Origin of the sequence: Tistrella bauzanensis (assembly GCF_014636235.1) — a bacterium.
Classification (GTDB): Bacteria; Pseudomonadota; Alphaproteobacteria; order Tistrellales; family Tistrellaceae; genus Tistrella; species Tistrella bauzanensis.
Window position 1 is genome coordinate 19,914 of the sequence record NZ_BMDZ01000021.1, and the last position, 16,001, is coordinate 35,914.

16 protein-coding genes are annotated in these 16,001 nt (G+C 66.2%); 3 read left to right on the forward strand and 13 right to left on the reverse strand.

Going from position 1 to position 16,001, the window contains the following annotated elements; genetic code table 11:
* Positions 1–115 precede the first annotated feature (115 nt).
* The 4 genes from IEW15_RS10540 to ccrA form a co-directional block, all read right to left on the reverse strand.
* Positions 116–691, reverse strand: a complete 576-nt coding sequence (locus IEW15_RS10540) for a cob(I)yrinic acid a,c-diamide adenosyltransferase (RefSeq protein ID WP_188577590.1) — start codon at positions 689–691, stop codon at positions 116–118.
* Between the two features lie 58 nt (positions 692–749).
* A complete protein-coding gene (locus IEW15_RS10545) occupies positions 750–953 on the reverse strand; it encodes a twin transmembrane helix small protein (RefSeq protein ID WP_229707996.1) in 204 nt (67 codons plus the stop codon).
* A gap of 87 nt (positions 954–1,040) precedes the next feature.
* On the reverse strand, positions 1,041–2,726 hold the full coding sequence (locus IEW15_RS10550) for an acyl-CoA dehydrogenase family protein (protein ID WP_188577592.1): 1,686 nt from the start codon (positions 2,724–2,726) through the stop codon (positions 1,041–1,043).
* Positions 2,727–2,954: 228 nt separating this feature from the next.
* The gene (gene ccrA, locus IEW15_RS10555; protein WP_188577593.1) at positions 2,955–4,241 is read right to left on the reverse strand and encodes a crotonyl-CoA carboxylase/reductase; all 1,287 of its coding nucleotides are present in this window, start codon (positions 4,239–4,241) and stop codon (positions 2,955–2,957) included.
* A gap of 542 nt (positions 4,242–4,783) precedes the next feature.
* On the opposite strand from ccrA, the gene IEW15_RS10560 reads away from it, so the two are divergent.
* Both IEW15_RS10560 and IEW15_RS10565 read left to right on the forward strand, forming a co-directional pair.
* The gene (locus tag IEW15_RS10560; protein WP_188577595.1) at positions 4,784–6,814 is read left to right on the forward strand and encodes a protein meaA; all 2,031 of its coding nucleotides are present in this window, start codon (positions 4,784–4,786) and stop codon (positions 6,812–6,814) included.
* 23 nt (positions 6,815–6,837) lie between these two features.
* Complete coding sequence (locus IEW15_RS10565; RefSeq protein WP_268237154.1) at positions 6,838–7,356, forward strand: DUF523 domain-containing protein; 519 nt, start codon at positions 6,838–6,840, stop codon at positions 7,354–7,356.
* 10 nt (positions 7,357–7,366) lie between these two features.
* Here IEW15_RS10565 and IEW15_RS10570 read toward each other — a convergent pair whose 3' ends face one another.
* A complete protein-coding gene (locus tag IEW15_RS10570; protein WP_188577598.1) occupies positions 7,367–7,513 on the reverse strand; it encodes a hypothetical protein in 147 nt (48 codons plus the stop codon).
* 251 nt (positions 7,514–7,764) lie between these two features.
* Between IEW15_RS10570 and IEW15_RS10575 the strand changes: the two genes are divergently transcribed.
* A complete protein-coding gene (locus IEW15_RS10575) occupies positions 7,765–9,744 on the forward strand; it encodes a BCCT family transporter (protein WP_188577601.1) in 1,980 nt (659 codons plus the stop codon).
* A 36-nt stretch (positions 9,745–9,780) separates the two neighbouring features.
* Here IEW15_RS10575 and IEW15_RS10580 read toward each other — a convergent pair whose 3' ends face one another.
* The 8 genes from IEW15_RS10580 to sufC form a co-directional block, all read right to left on the reverse strand.
* The gene (locus tag IEW15_RS10580; RefSeq protein WP_188577602.1) at positions 9,781–10,254 is read right to left on the reverse strand and encodes a DUF2000 family protein; all 474 of its coding nucleotides are present in this window, start codon (positions 10,252–10,254) and stop codon (positions 9,781–9,783) included.
* A complete protein-coding gene (locus IEW15_RS10585) occupies positions 10,251–10,694 on the reverse strand; it encodes a MarR family winged helix-turn-helix transcriptional regulator (RefSeq protein WP_188577604.1) in 444 nt (147 codons plus the stop codon). The genes IEW15_RS10580 and IEW15_RS10585 overlap by 4 nt, the downstream gene beginning before the upstream one ends.
* 97 nt (positions 10,695–10,791) lie before the next feature.
* Positions 10,792–11,481 carry an NnrU family protein gene (locus IEW15_RS10590; protein WP_188577606.1) on the reverse strand — a complete coding sequence of 230 codons (690 nt, stop codon included), beginning with the start codon at positions 11,479–11,481 and terminating at the stop codon, positions 10,792–10,794.
* A 152-nt stretch (positions 11,482–11,633) separates the two neighbouring features.
* Positions 11,634–11,999, reverse strand: coding sequence for an iron-sulfur cluster assembly protein (locus tag IEW15_RS10595; protein WP_229707997.1), 366 nt, complete (start codon positions 11,997–11,999; stop codon positions 11,634–11,636).
* Positions 12,000–12,127: 128 nt separating this feature from the next.
* On the reverse strand, positions 12,128–12,616 hold the full coding sequence (sufU, locus tag IEW15_RS10600) for a Fe-S cluster assembly sulfur transfer protein SufU (protein ID WP_188577608.1): 489 nt from the start codon (positions 12,614–12,616) through the stop codon (positions 12,128–12,130).
* A 15-nt stretch (positions 12,617–12,631) separates the two neighbouring features.
* Positions 12,632–13,876, reverse strand: coding sequence for a cysteine desulfurase (locus tag IEW15_RS10605; protein ID WP_188577610.1), 1,245 nt, complete (start codon positions 13,874–13,876; stop codon positions 12,632–12,634).
* A complete protein-coding gene (gene sufD, locus IEW15_RS10610; protein WP_188577612.1) occupies positions 13,873–15,267 on the reverse strand; it encodes a Fe-S cluster assembly protein SufD in 1,395 nt (464 codons plus the stop codon). The genes IEW15_RS10605 and sufD overlap by 4 nt, the downstream gene beginning before the upstream one ends.
* Complete coding sequence (sufC, locus tag IEW15_RS10615; RefSeq protein ID WP_188577613.1) at positions 15,230–15,988, reverse strand: Fe-S cluster assembly ATPase SufC; 759 nt, start codon at positions 15,986–15,988, stop codon at positions 15,230–15,232. The genes sufD and sufC overlap by 38 nt, the downstream gene beginning before the upstream one ends.
* Positions 15,989–16,001 lie beyond the last annotated feature (13 nt).

The window sequence follows — 16,001 nt, forward strand, 5'->3', positions numbered from 1 at the left end:
CACTGACTGCCGGTTCCCCCCGATCAAGTCCACCGCACATTAGGCGCTCAATGCAGCGGAGTCAATTTCGGGGCACCTCTCGAAAATGCAAGGAACGCCGCAGCTTACCGCGGCATCAACGGTTTGCGCCCGGCACCCACAGCACATCCCGGGCACCTTTGTCGTTCAAATGCCGCGCCATCACGAACAGATGGTCCGACAAGCGGTTCAGATAACGCAGCGCCGCCTCGTTCACCGGCTCCACCCGCATCACTTCGACAAGCTCGCGCTCGGCGCGGCGCACCACCGTGCGTGCCAGATGCAGATAAGCGGCGGCCGGCGTGCCACCGGGCAGCACGAAGGATTTCAGCGGCGCCAGTTCCGCGTTCATCGCGTCGATCTCCGCTTCCAGCCGGTCGACCTGCGCCGGATGGATACGCAGGCTGCGCGCCTCCTTTACCGGGTCGTCGCCTGCCGGGCAGGCCAGATCAGCGCCCAGATCGAACATGTCGTTCTGGATGCGCATCAGCATGGTATCGGCATCGCTGCCGGTCTCGACATGCTGACGCACCAGGCCGATCACACCATTGGCCTCATCGACAGTGCCATAGGACGCCACCCGCAGATCATCCTTGGGCCGCCGGCTGCCATCGCCGAGCGAGGTCTCGCCCCGGTCTCCGCCGCGGGTATAGATCCGGGTCAACTGCACCATGGGGGAAGGCTCCGTTGGTTGATAAGGGGTTGCCCGCTGAAGGTGGACGTCGGACGCCTCAGCGCCCGGACATCAGCAGAAACAGCAGCACCAGCACGATCGCCAGGCCCTGAAGCCCCACCCGCCACTGCATCAGCTTGTTTGAGTATTTCTGGTTGAAGCGGCCGCCGACAAGCATCGACATCACCCCGACCATCAGAACGGCGGCCGTGGCGACCATCGCGACCACGATCAGCACCGACATCACACCCGACATATCCATGAGCCTCAATATGGTTCCGGCTGACCGGATCTGACAGGGGGGATGGCGCCGGCCGATCCGCCGGCGCCGGAAACCGCCGCGCGCGGATCAGCCCAGCAGGCGGCGGGCGATGACCTGCGCCTGGATCTCGGCTGCACCCTCGAACACGTTCAGGATCCGGGCATCGCACAGCACCCGGCTGATCGGATATTCCTCGGCATAACCATTGCCGCCATGGACCTGCACGGCATTGTCGGCCGTGGCCCAGGCGACGCGGGCCGCCAGCAGTTTGGCCATGCCGGCTTCCAGGTCGCAGCGCCGGTCGCTGTCCTTTTCGCGGGCCGAGAAATAAGTCAACTGGCGAGCGATCATGATCTCCACCGCCGCCCAGACCAGCTTCGACGACACCCGCGGGAAGGCATAGATCGGCTTGTTGAACTGCACCCGCTCATGGGCATAGCGCAGGCCCATCTCCAACGCCGACTGGGCAACGCCCACCGCGCGCGCCGCCGTCTGGATGCGGGCGCTTTCGAACGTCGCCATCAACTGCTTGAAGCCCTGGCCCTCCACCCGGCCCAGCAGGTTGGCGGCCGGCACCTGGAAGTCGTCGAAGCCGATCTCATATTCCTTCATGCCGCGATAGCCCAGCACCCGGATCTCGCCGCCGCTCATGCCCTGGGCCGGGAACGGGTCGGCGTCGGTGCCGCGCGGCTTTTCGGCCAGCATCATCGACAGGCCCGAATAATTCTTCGTCGCCGGATCGGTGCGGACCAGCAGGGTCATCAGATCGGCGCGGGCGGCATGGGTGATCCAGGTCTTGTTGCCGGTGACGGTATAGGCATCGCCGTTCAGCGTGGCACGGGTCTTCAGGCTGCCCAGATCCGATCCGGTTCCGGGCTCGGTGAACACCGCCGTCGGCAGGATCTCGCCCGAGGCGAGCTTGGGCAGGAAATGCTGCTTCTGGTCTTCGGTGCCGCCCAGGCGGATCAGTTCGGCCGCGATCTCGGACCGGGTGCCCAGCGAGCCGACGCCGATATAGCCGCGCGACAATTCCTCGGTCACCAGGCACATGGCGACCTTGGTCATGCCCAGGCCGCCGAATTCCTCGGGCACCGTCAGGCCGAACACGCCAAGCTCGGCCATCTGCTCCACGACCTCGATCGGGATCAGCACGTCGTTCTTATGCCAGTCATGGGCGAAGGGCACGACCTTTTCCTCGACGAAGCGGCGGAACTGGTCGCGGATCATCAGCAGGGTGTCGTCTTCGAGCCCAAGGTCACCGAAATTGCCGTCGGCGATCAGGCCGGCCAGCGCGCCCCGCACGGCGGCGGTGTTGCCACGGGCGGAGAACACGCCGGCATCGCCCTGGCCCAGAGCCGCCGCCTCGGCCGTCAGGCCGAAATCGGCCGGGCGCACCATCTCGCCCTGCGACATCGGCAGGCCGCCGGCCAGCTGCGCCAGATATTCGCCGAACGCCGCCTGAAGCATCAGCTCTTCCAGCGCGCCCAACCGGCCATCAGCCTCAAGCCGCCGGGCCCAGCCCAGCATCTGGCGCAGCGCCTCGACATAGGTCGCGACCCAGGCGAGGCCGTGCACCGCATGCTGATTGGCGTCGAGCCTGCCCGCGTCGACCCGGCCGTCGCTGCGCACCAGCCCGCCCACGGCGGTCTGCACCGCATCGGCATAGGCCTCGGCCGTGGCCAGCGCCCGTTCGGCGCGATCGAGCAGATCGTCGATCACCACCGACGACAGGTCATCGGCGGCGGTGGTGGCGAGCGAAGTGGAAGCGGACATGGGGGAAGAGACCTCCGGTCGGAACTTGGTCGGTGCAGGCGGCGGGGCGTCTGGTCCACAGATGGCGCGACGAAGCGTCCTGTCCAGTGCCCCCGCGCGGTCGGGATCGAAGCGGGTCGCATGCGTCACGGCCGCGCATGACCGCCACACCGCATAGCCGGCCGGATGGGGCTCCGGGCCGGGGCGCGAGGTGACAGACCATGCGCGGCCGCCCTTGGCAGGGGCGCGTCAGCCTTCGACAGCGTCCTCGATGGTCCGCAGGCCCGGGCGCGGGGCCTGGATCAGCACGGCCATGTTACCGGGCTTGTGCTGGTTGCGGAGCATCTTCATATGCGCCTCGGGGATGTCCTCCCACGGGAACACTTCCGACATGCACGGGTCCAGCCGGCGCTCGATCACCAGCCGGTTGGCCTGCGCCGCCTGCTTCAGATTGGCGAAATGGCTGCCCTGAATGCGCTTCTGGCGCATCCACACGAAGCGGGCATCCATGGTCAGGTTATAGCCGGTGGTGCCGGCGCAGAACACCACCATGCCGCCGCGCTTGACCACATAGGTCGACACCGGGAAGGTCTGCTCGCCCGGATGCTCGAAGACGAAATCGACGTCATTGCCCTTGCCGGTCACGTCCCAGATCGCCTTGCCGAAGGCGCGGACCCGGCGGACATAGTCGTTATAGCCCTCGACATCGTCGACCTCGGGCAGCCGGCCCCAGCAATCGAAATTCTTGCGGTTGATCGCGGCCTTGGCGCCCAGGCTGAGCACGAAATCGCGCTTGTTGTCTTCCGAGATCACGGCGATGCCGTTGGCGCCCGCGGTCGCGATCAGCTGCAAGGCCATCGAACCCAGACCGCCGGCGGCACCCCAGACCAGGACATTGTCGCCGGGGCGCAGGATGTGCGGGCGATGGCCGAACAGCATGCGATAGGCGGTGGCGAGCGTCAGCATATAGCAGCCGCTCTCTTCCCAGGTCAGATGCGCCGGGCGCGGCATCAACTGGCGCGACTGCACGCGGCAGAACTGCGCGAAGGATCCGTCCGGGGTCTCATAGCCCCAGATGCGCTGCGACGGCGAGAACATCGGATCGCCGCCATTGCACTCCTCGTCGTCGCCATCATCCTGGTTGCAGTGAACCACGACCTCGTCGCCGACCTTGAAGCGCTTCACGCGCGATCCCACCGCCCAGACGATGCCGGCGGCGTCGGAGCCCGCGATGTGATAAGGCGCCTTGTGGCCGTCGAACGGCGAGATCGGGCGGCCCAGCGCCGCCCAGACACCGTTATAGTTGACGCCGGCCGCCATCACCATGACCAGCACTTCGTCCGCAGCCAGATCCTTGGGGGTTTCCACCACCTCCACCTGCATGGCGGTGTCGGGGTTGCCGTGGCGTTCCTTGCGGATACACCAGGCATACATCTGGTCGGGGGTATGACCGAGCGGAGGAATCTCGCCGACTTCATAGAGCGCCTTGACCGGCTGGCTGCGGGTCGCCTCGGCGACGTTGGTGTCAGTGTTCATGGGAAGACCGTGCCCTCGTTTTACGTCTCTCGACCTTGGTCGTCCGCGGCGCGCGATCGGGGCACCACGCGCCTGCGGCCTCCTGGCAGCGCCCCGTTATCCGGGGCGCTCTGAACTGTCGTAACCGCACGTATTGTTCGTGCGTTGGCCTGGTTCTGCTAGACTGCCGGCCCGGACACCCCGCCCTGACCCGCCGTCCTGTCGTTCATGCCGTCCTGTCGGGCAGCGTCGCCCCGTCCGACATTTCCCCGCCCGGCGCATCACGGCCGCCGGCCACCCGTGGGGAGACGGGCGGATCGGCAGGGCCGGTGCGGAACCGGTAGGGGCAGCGGCGGGTTCAACCGCCTGCGGGAGCGCCATGCGCGGTACGGTCGCATGCAGCGGCCCGATCACGACCGACGCTTTCCCGGTTGCCGTTCATGATTTTCCGGATATAAGGGATTTTCAAGCCCTTTTTTGCGGCGCAAAATATGGGCTTATTTCCAATGGGGCACCCATAGGGTAATATTCGACACAGAACCCCGCCAGGACAGGACGAAAAGATGCCGAAACAGCCAATTTCCGCAGCGGAACAGGCAAACAGCACCATGCCGCGCCGCGATAAACCGTGGCTGATGCGCACCTATGCCGGCCATTCCTCCGCCGAGGAGAGCAACACGCTCTATCGGACCAATCTGTCACGCGGGCAGACCGGCTTGTCGGTCGCCTTCGACCTGCCGACCCAGACCGGCTATGACGCCGATCATATCCTGGCCCGGGGTGAAGTGGGCAAGGTCGGCGTGCCGATCGGCCATATCGGCGACATGATGACCCTGTTCGACGGCATCCCGCTCGACCGCATGAACACCTCGATGACGATCAACGCGACCGCCGCCTGGCTGCTGTCGCTGTATATCGCCACCGCCGAGCGTCAGGGCGTGTCGCGGGCCAGCCTTCAGGGCACCACCCAGAACGACATCATCAAGGAATATCTGTCGCGCGGCACCTATGTGTTTCCGCCCAAGCCCAGCCTGGGGCTGATCGCCGACACCATCGCCTTCACCTATCGGGAACTGCCCAAGTGGAACCCGACCAATGTCTGTTCCTATCACCTTCAGGAAGCGGGGGCCACGCCTGAGCAGGAACTGGCCTATGCGCTGGCGACCGCGATCGCGGTGCTCGACGAGGTCCGCAATGGCGGCCAGGTGCCGGCGGAAGATCTGGCTCAGGTGGTGGGCCGGATCAGCTTCTTCGTCAATGCCGGGGTGCGGTTCGTCACCGAGCTTTGCAAGATGCGCGCCTTCACCGAGCTTTGGGACGAACTGACCCTTGAGCGCTATGGCGTGACCGACGAGAAGTTCCGCCGCTTCCGCTATGGCGTGCAGGTGAACTCGCTGGGCCTGACCGAGCCGCAGCCTGAAAACAACGTCTATCGCATCCTGCTGGAAATGCTGGCGGTGGTGCTGTCGAAGAACGCCCGCGCCCGCGCCGTGCAGTTGCCGGCCTGGAACGAGGCGCTTGGCCTGCCCCGCCCCTGGGACCAGCAATGGTCACTGCGCCTGCAGCAGATCGTGGCGATGGAAACCGACCTGCTGGAATATGGCGATCTGTTCGACGGCTCGCCCGTGGTGGCGGCCAAGGTCGCCGAATTGAAAGAGGGCGCCCGCGCCGAGCTTGCCCGCATCGACGAGATGGGCGGCGCCGTGGCCGCAGTGGAAAGCGGCTACATGAAGCAGCGGCTGGTCGAGGCCAATGCCAACCGGGTCGCCGCGATCGAGAACGGCGAGCAGATCGTCGTCGGTGTGAACAAATTCGTCGAGACCGCGCCCTCGCCGCTGACCACCGGTGCCGATGGCAGCATCATGGTGGTTGATGAGGGGGTCGAGCGCCGGCAGATCGAAAAGCTGCGCGCCCATCGTGAGGCCCGCGACGCCAAGGCCGCCGCGGCGGCGCTGGGCGAGCTTGCCCGCGCGGCCAAGGAAGGCCGCAATATCATGGAAAGCTCCATCGCCTGCGCCCATGCCGGGGTGACCACCGGCGAATGGGCCGGCGCGCTGCGCGAGATTTTCGGCGAGTACCGCGCCCCCACCGGTGTCGGCGGCAGCGTGGTCGAGGCGCGCGGCGATCGCAGCCAGACCAACAAGGTCCGCGAGGCGGTTGACGCGCTGTCGGCGCGGCTGGGCCGGCGGCTGAAATTCCTGGTCGGCAAACCGGGCCTCGACGGCCATTCCAACGGCGCCGAGCAGATCGCGCTCAAGGCCCGCGATTGCGGCATGGAGGTGGTTTATGAAGGCATCCGCCTGACCCCCGCCCAGATCGTCAATGCCGCCCTTGAGGAAAGCGTCCATGTTGTCGGTCTGTCGATCCTGTCGGGCAGCCATAACGAGTTGGTCGCCGATGTCATGCGCCGCATGGTCGAGGCCGGGCTCGACGATGTGCCGGTGATCGTGGGCGGCATCATCCCGGATGAGGACGCGCGCAAGCTGAAGGCCGCCGGCGTTGCCCGGGTCTATACCCCCAAGGACTTCGAGATCACCCAGATCATGGCCGATATTGTTGCCCTGGTCGACGGGCTGACCCGCGAAGCCGCCTGACCGGACGGATCGACACCAGGGCAATGCCGACGCCAACCCTGAGCCCCGTCCTGATATCGGCCTGTCTTCTGGGCAGGCCGGTGCGCTTCGATGGCCGGGGTGCTACCCGGCCGCATCCGCTGATCGACCGGCTTCAGGCCACCGGGCGGCTGATCCCGCTCTGCCCGGAAATCGCGGGCGGTCTGCCGACCCCGCGCCCGCCGGCCGAGATTGTGCCAACCGGGCATGTGACCGATGGCGCGGGCGGGCGGGCGGTGATCGACGCGACCGGTGCCGATGTCACGGCGGCGTTCGCGACCGGCGCCGCGCTCGCTGTGGAAACCGCGCGGCGGGCCGGGGCGCGGCTGGCGCTGCTGAAGGCGCGCAGCCCCTCCTGCGGGGCAGGGCTGGTCTATGACGGCAGTTTCTCAGGCAGGCTGATCGCCGGCCACGGGCTGACCGCGGCGGCGCTGACCGCGGCCGGCATCATCGTCTGCGCCGATGACGATCTGGATCGCGCCGCCCGGCTTCTGGCCGAGCTGGATGGTGACAACGCCTGGTAGGGCCGCGATCCTACTTGGTTTCCACCGACAGGCTGCCCTCGCCAACATTCACCTCGACGCCACTGGTCTTCTGGCTTTCCTGATAGTACTGATAGCCAAGTCCAATCGCCGCGACGGCAAGAACACCGATGACGAGATAAAGAATATTTCGGTTCATATCGACATAACCTCATTCTTTTTTGCCAGGCGGGTGCCAATGGCCTTTTCATTGAATCATATGACGTCATGAAATGATTGGGGTGTCAACCGAGCGGGATCTTCTGGAACACCCGGACACCAAATAGACACCAGTGGTGTCATCACCAGGGCCGTCGATGGTCGTGGCGGCATCGAGCTGGATCGGCAGTCGCATGGCGGCCCGCATTCCTGTAGCGTTGGGGCAGAGCGCCACCATGCAGGACAAAAATCATGCAACGGATGACGATCAATCCGCCGGTATTCTTCGGCGCCGCCTTCATCATTCTCGCCTTCGTGGTGTCAGGGGCGGTGATGCCCCAGACACTCGAATCATTCTTCTCTCTTCTACAGTCCGAAATCCTGTCGCGATTCGGCTGGTTCTACATCCTGTCGGTCTCGATCTTTGTCGGTGTCGCGCTGTTCATGGGCATCAGCCGCTTCGGCCGGCTGAAGCTGGGACCGGATGATTCGACGCCCGATTTCCGTTACACCTCGTGGGTGGCGATGTTGTTCGCGGCCGGCATGGGCATCGGGCTGATGTTCTTCGCGGTCGGCGAGCCGATGACCCATTTCAGCAGCCCGCCGGTGGTGGAACCGCGTTCCTTCGATGCCCAGCGCTCGGCGATGAACATCACCTTCTTCCATTGGGGCCTGCATGCCTGGGGAATCTATGCGATCGTCGGGCTGTCGCTGGCCTATTTCGGATACCGATATAATCTGCCGCTGACCATCCGCTCCGGCCTCTATCCGCTGCTGAAGGAACGGATCAACGGCCCGATCGGTCACGCGGTCGACATCTTCGCGATCTGCGGCACGGTGTTCGGCATTGCCACCTCGCTGGGTTTCGGCGTGCTTCAGATCAATGCCGGGCTCAACCATCTGACCGGGCTTGAGGTCTCGTCCACCGTTCAGGTGATCCTGATCGCGGGCGTCACCTGTGTGGCAACCGTGTCGGTGATCAGCGGCCTGGACCGCGGCGTGCGCATCCTCAGCGAAACCAATCTGGTGCTGGCGGTCACGCTGATGCTGTTCGTGCTCGCTGTCGGCCCCACCACCTTTATCCTGCGGGCCTTCGTCCAGAATATCGGCATCTACCTGGACAATTTCCTGATCAAGAGCTTCAACCTCTATGCCTATGAGCCGCGGTCGTGGATCGAATCCTGGACGCTGTTCTATTGGGCCTGGTGGATTTCCTGGTCGCCGTTTGTCGGCATGTTCATCGCCCGCATCTCGCGCGGGCGGACGGTGCGCGAATTCGTGGTCGCGGTGCTGTTCGTGCCGTTGGGTTTCACCTTCCTGTGGATGACCGTGTTCGGCAACACGGCCATGTATATCGACACCATGGTCGCCGACGGCGCGCTGGCCGCGGCGGTGGCCGATGACCTGTCGGTGGCGCTGTTCCGCTTCCTGGAATATCTGCCGCTCAGCAGCGTCACCTCGGTGCTGGCGGTATTGCTGGTGACGGTGTTCTTCATCACCTCGTCGGATTCGGGCTCGATGGTGGTCGACACCATCGCCGCTGGTGGCGCCACCGACACGCCGGCGCTGCAACGCGTGTTCTGGTGCGCGATGGAGGGTGTGGTCGCGGCGGTGCTGCTGCTGGCGGGCGGGCTCTCGGCGCTTCAAACCGCCACCATCGCCAGCGCCCTGCCCTTCGCCGTGGTGATGCTGCTGCTGTGCTGGGGGCTGTTCCGGGGCATGACCGCCGATCTGGCCGGCATCTCGGCGCCCGCCGTGGTGGCGATGCCCGCGGTGGAGGTCGGCTGGAAGCGCCGGCTCGCCCATATCCTGCACACGCCCGACGAAGCCGACATCCGCCGCTTCATCGACACCACCGTCACCGAGGCGTTGACGGCGGTGGCGGCAGAGCTGGAGAAGAGCGGCCGCGCCGCCACCACCGAGCGCGATACGGATACCGGCATCGTCAGCCTGGTGGCGCCGGCCGAAGGTGTCCGCAACTTCCTCTATGGCGTCGGGCTCGCCTCCCACAAGCTGCCGGCGATGACCGTCATGGATGCCACGCGTCCGGAACTGCGGCATGAGGCACGCACCATGTTCAGCGATGGCAGCCGTGGCTATGACGTCTATGGTCTGACCCGCGACCAGTTGATCGCCGATGTTCTGGTCCAGTTCGACCGTTATCAGACCCTGGTCCAGACCCCGCGCGCGGCGCTGTTCGCGGGCGCGCCGGAACAGGATCTGCCGGCCTGACCGGCCAGGCCCCAGCGCGCGCGGACGTCATGGGCCTCACGGGTGCATGCGCGCGCCCTTGGTGATCCGGTCGACCACGCGGCGCTCGGCGCGCAGGCCCAACCCCACCACCCGCGCGGTATCAGGGCCGTATTCGGCAAAAACCGCGCGGTTCGCCGCATCATGGCCGGTGCTGAACATCTCCTCGATATACAGCGCCGTCGCCACGCCGCGTTCCAGGCTGCGACGGTGGATATTGGCCATGGTCGCGGTATCCGCCGCCAGCACGATCACCGGCTGAACCGACAGGCTTGAATGAACATGGCCTGCGGCATCGCGATAGGGCGCGCCGATGATCTCGGGGTTGGCGCCGACCACGCCGCTCATCAGAAAGGCGGTCACGTTCAGCTTCTGCCACACCGCCAGATCCTCGCGGATCACCAGAGCGATCTTGGTGTCGAAGACGGGTGCGCGCTCTGGGGCGGCATCGTTATTGGCAGGGGCATCGGGTGCAGGGGTCGCGGCAGTCATCGGCCGGTATGCTCCGGATCAGTGGGTGACAGGCCCGCAAGCTGGCGCAGCAGCGGCCACAGCCGCACGGCATCGGCGCCCAGCAACGCGCGGACATCCTGGTTGAGCGCCGCCATCTCGGCCTGCAACACCGGTCGCAGCGCCTCGGCCGCCGGTGTGGAAGACAGGCGGTTGACCCGGCGGTCGCGCGGATCGGGCCGGCGGACCACCAGCCCCTGCTTCACCAACCGCTCGATCACGCCGGTGGCGGTGGCACTGTCCAGCACCAGCCGCTGGCCGATCTCCACCCCGTTCAGGCCGTCATGCTCCCACAACACCTGAAGCACGGCATATTGCACCGGGGTCACCCCATGGGGCGCCAGCCGGTCGCGTGCCGCCCGGCTCACCGCCTGCGCGGCCTTGCCGGTCAGAAAGCTGATGCAGTCCTCGATCCGATCCATGGCCGGAAGACTGGCATGCCTGTATCTCGCATACGAGTCATTTATCGGAAAAAACGGCCACGGCCCATGACCGCGGCCCCGTCTCAATACAACCGTCTCAATACAATGCCACCCCGGCGATATAGCGGTGGCCGGCGAACAGGGCCGCATAAACCGCCAGCGCCACCAGCCAGCGCCACCAGGCGATTTCGCCGAAGGCGCCCTTGGCGCGGCCGCTGAACATGGCGGCGAAAGGCACATAGGAACTGGTGGCGGTGAACATGGCCCACGACACCGGCACCGCGCGGCGCTTGCGCATCTCGATGAAGCGCGTGCCCACGAAACCGACCAGCAGGATCGTGCCGGCCAGGATGGTGGTGGCGGCATCGCCGTTGGCCAGGATATGGGCGACCGCCCAGATCATGATGCCCCACATCACCGGGTGGCGGGTGATCTTCAGCACGCCCACAGCCCGCATCGATCCGGGACCGCCGGTGTTGCCGTCACTGCCGGCCATGGTGGGGTTGCGCTGGGTCACGCCCAGCACCAGAAACAGCACCGACACCAGCATCAGCAGAAAGGCCAGATGCCGCGGGGCGCCGGTTCCGTCCCACAACGGGATATAGGGCGCCGAGGCGTAGCCCCAGATCAGGATGCCCAGCGCGAAGATCGCCACCATCGAATAGGCGGCACGATACGGGCCTTCCTCCAGCGACCGCACCAGACCGGCGCGCACCGATGGTATGCCCGGTACCAGATGCGTGATCGCGAACAGCGCCGCGCCGATGGCGAGACCGATAAGTTCCATTGTGATGAGACCTTCCCCGCCTTTTCCCCGACGCCAGCATGACCGGGACCGGCCCCGGGTTCAATCCCGCATCATGACAGCGGGGCCGGGGCTGGCCCGACCGGTGCAGGCCGGGAGAGATCGGGGCCGGAGACGCGCAGTTGGCGGCAGGATCAGAACATGTTCAGTTCCAGCCGGGCATCCTCGCTCATCAGTTCGGGCGTCCATGGCGGATCCCAGACCACCTCGACCGTCACATCCGACAGCCGGCCAATGTCGCGGACCTTGGTCTCGATCTCCACCGGCAGGCTTTCGGCCACCGGGCACATCGGCGAGGTCAGGGTCATCCGGATATAGGCCTGATCGCCGCCGTCGATCCGTACCTCGTAGATCAGGCCCAGATCATAGATGTTCACAGGGATTTCGGGATCATAGCAGCTGCGCAGCACGTCGATGACCGCCGTTTCGAGGTCGCCGGTGCCGACGTCGCCGCCGGTCTGTGTACCACCGCTGTGGATGGTCGAGGTGTTTTCGGTCATGTCGCCTGCTTCCGTTCAAAACCCGTCGTCATCACGTTGCCCGTCGTCATCACGTTGCCCGTCTGCGCGGGCTTGTCTGGTGTGGTCGGGCGCACCGCATGCCGGTATCGGCGGCCCGTCCTGTCCACTCATTCGGTGCTGACACCACCACCGCCACCGCCCAGCGCCCTGGCCAGCGTGTGCCAGGGCAGGGTCGCGCATTTCACCCGGCTGGGGAATTCACGCACGCCCCCCAGCGCCGCCAGCACGCCCAGCACCGCCTCGACCTCCGGGTCGTCCAGCGCCCGTGGATCGGTGCCGGTCACCAGATCGCGAAACCGGGTGAACAGGCTCGCGATCTCGTCGCGGCTCCGGCCCAGCACCGCATCGGTCATCATCGACGCCGAGGCGGTCGAAATGGCGCAGCCCCGGCCCTTGAAGGCGATCGCCGCCACCCGGTCGCCATCCATCCGCAGATCCACGGTCACCTCGTCGCCACAGAGCGGGTTGTGACCATGGGCCGTGGCATCGGCCGGATCCAGCCGGCCGGCATGGTGCGGGTTGCGGTTATGGTCCAGGATCACCTGCTGATACAGCAGGCGCAGATCGTCATCCAGTGCGGCAGCATCGGCCGGCATCGCGGCGGTCCTTCCTCAGCCCATGAACTTCACGACCTTGCGCAGGCCGTCGACCAGAGCATCCACTTCGTCCCGGGTGTTGTACATGCCGAACGATGCCCGCGCCGTCGCCGGCACGCCGAAGCGCACCATCAGCGGCTGGGTGCAGTGATGGCCGGTGCGCACCGCCACGCCCTGCTGGTCAAGAATGGTGCCGATGTCATGCGGGTGGATGCCGTCGATGGTGAACGACACCACCCCGGCCTTGTCGCGCGCCTCGCCGATGATCTTCAGCCGGTTGATCTCGCACAGTCGTTCATGGGCATAGGCGGTCAGGTCGTGTTCATGGGCCGCGATCGCGCCCACGCCGATGCCCGCGATATAATCCAGCGCGGCCGCAAAGCCGATCGCACCCACGATATGCGGGGTGCCGGCCTCGAATTTCGCCGGCGGCTCGGCATAGGTGGTCTTCTCGAAGGTCACCGTCTCGATCATATCGCCACCGCCCTGCCAGGGCGGCATCGCCTTCAGCAGCGGCAGCTTGCCATACAGCACGCCGAAGCCGGTCGGGCCATAGGCCTTATGCGACGACATGGCATAGAAATCGGCATCCAGCGCCTGCACGTCCACCGCCAGATGCGGCAGCGCCTGGGCGCCGTCGATCACCGCGATCGCACCCACCTTGTGGGCGGCCTCGATCATTCGCCGCACCGGCAGGATGGTGCCCAGCGCGTTCGAGACATGCGCCACCGCCATCACCTTCACCCGGCGGCTGGAAATCAGCCGGTCGAAGGCATCCTGATCCACCTCGCCCCGGTCATCCACCGGCGCCACCACAAGCCGCGCGCCGGTGGTCTCGGCGATCATCTGCCAGGGCACGATGTTGGAGTGGTGTTCCAGATGGGTGATCAGGATTTCGTCGCCGGCGCGGAGATTGGCCCGGCCCCAGCAATGCGCGACCAGATTGATGCTCTCGGTCGTGCCACGGGTGAAGACGATCTCATTGGTCGAGGCGGCATTGATCCAGGCCCGCACAGTCTCGCGCGCCGCCTCATAGCCCTGCGTGGCCTTTTCCGACAGGTAGTGGACGCCGCGATGGACGTTGGCATAACCGGTCTCATACACCGCCCGTTCGGCATCCAGCACCTGCCGCGGCTTCTGCGACGAGGCGGCGTTGTCCAGATAGACCAGCGGCTTGCCGCGCACCTGGGTCGCCAGGATCGGGAAATCGGCGCGGATCCGCGCCACGTCATACAAGGGTCGTGTGGTCTGGTCGGTCATGACGCTGTCGCCTCCTTCACGACCGCGTCGGTCAGCACGGTCTGGGCCATGTGGCGGTCGACCCAGCCCGAGACCTGCTCACGGAAGGCCTCGAATGGCAGGCGGTCGACAATCTCTTCAGCGAAGGCGCGGGTCAGGATCCGCCGGCCCTCGGCGGCATCCAGGCCGCGGCTTTGCAGATAAAACAGCTCCTGCTCGGAAATCGCGCCGACGGTGGCGCCGTGGGCGCATTTCACCTCGTCGGCATGGATCTCCAGTTCCGGCTTGGGCAGGATTTCGGCGGTGCGCGATGCCAGCAGGTTGCGGCTCGACATCGACGCATCGGTGCCGACGGCGCCGGGCAGCACATGCACGCGCCCGCAGAAGATGCCGCGCGCGCGGCCACCGGCGACCCCCTTCCAGGTCTGCGACAGCCGGCCGTCGCGGTGGCGGTGCTCGACATTGGACCGGGTGTCGGTCTGCTGTTCGGCGCCGATCGCGAACAGCCCGTCCAGGGTCGCCGCCGCCCCGCGCCCGTCCAGCATCACATCGATGCCATGGCGCGACAGCCGGGCGCCCAGATCGATCTGGATCACGTTCAGCGTGGCATCACCGGCGACCGAGGCCGCCAGCCGGTCGATATGGAACGCCGTCTCGCCGCTGGTCTGCAACCGGATCAGGTCCAGCCGGGCGCCACGCGCCAGCCGGATCTCGATCACCGCGTTGACGAAGGCGGTCTCACCTGCCAGGCCCCGCCAGTGCTCGATCACCGTGGCGCGGGCATTCTCGGCCAGATCGATCACGATCCGGGGTTGCGCCACCACGGGGGTGCGCGGGCTCAGCGCGTGGTGCAGCAGATGCACCGGGCGGGACAGTTCAACCCCGCGCGGCACGATCACCGCCGCGCCATCGGCCAGCGCCGCCTGATTGAGTGCGGCAAAGCCATCGGCATCATCACGGGCGATCCGGCCCAGCACCGGCTCGATGCGGTCTGCGTCTCCGGCAATCGCGTCGGCCAGACCCGACACCCGGACCCCCTCGGGCAGATCCCCCACCGCCGACAGATCGGCGGAAAATCGGCCATTGACCATGGTGATCCGGTCGCAATCGATGCCCTTGGGCACGATCGGCATCAGATGCGCCCAGGTCAGCATCGGCACGGCGCCCTCGCCGGCCGTGAAGCTCTGGCCATAGAGCGCGTTCAGCCGCAGGTTCCGCCAGTCCTCGGCACGCGGGGTCGGCAGGCCCAGCGAGCGGAAGCCGTCGCGGCCCCGGGCGCGCAGCGCTTCCAGCCAGTCGGGGCCACCGTGATGGCCCTGGGCCGCGATCAGCATGTCCAGCTTGTCAGGGGTGGCATCCAGAACCGCCATGGTCTCAGGCCCCCGCGCCGGCAAGCTCGTCGATCCAGCCATAGCCCTTTTCCTCAAGCTCCAGGGCCAGCGACTTGTCGCCGGAACGCACGATCCGGCCATGGGCCAGCACGTGCACGAAATCGGGCACGATATGGTCCAGCAGCCGCTGATAATGGGTGATCATGATGAATGACCGCGCCGGATCGCGCAGGGTGTTCACACCGTCGGCCACCGCCTTCAGCGCATCGATATCCAGCCCGCTATCGGTCTCGTCCAGGATGCACAGCTTCGGCTCCAGCACGGCCATCTGGAAGATCTCGTTGCGCTTCTTCTCGCCGCCCGAGAAGCCGGCATTCACCGGCCGCTTCAGCAGGCTCTCATCCAGATGCACGATCTTCAGCTTCTGGCGGACCAGCTTCAGGAACTGGATCGCGTCCAGTTCCGGCAGGCCCTCATGCTTGCGCCGGGCATTCAGCGCCATCTTCAGCAGATAGGTGTTGTTCACCCCCGGGATCTCCACCGGGTACTGGAAGGCCAGAAACACGCCGGCGCGGGCGCGCATCTCAGGCGCCATCTCCAGCAGATCCTGCCCCATATAGGTGACGGAGCCGCGGGTCACCTCATAGCCGTCACGACCGGCCAGAATATGCGACAGGGTGCTCTTGCCGGCGCCGTTCGGCCCCATGATCGCGTGCACCTCGCCGGGCCGCACGTCCAGGTCCAGGCCGCGCAGGATCTCCTTGCCGTCGACGCGGGCGTGCAGGTCACGGATGATGAGCATAGTGTCCTCGAAC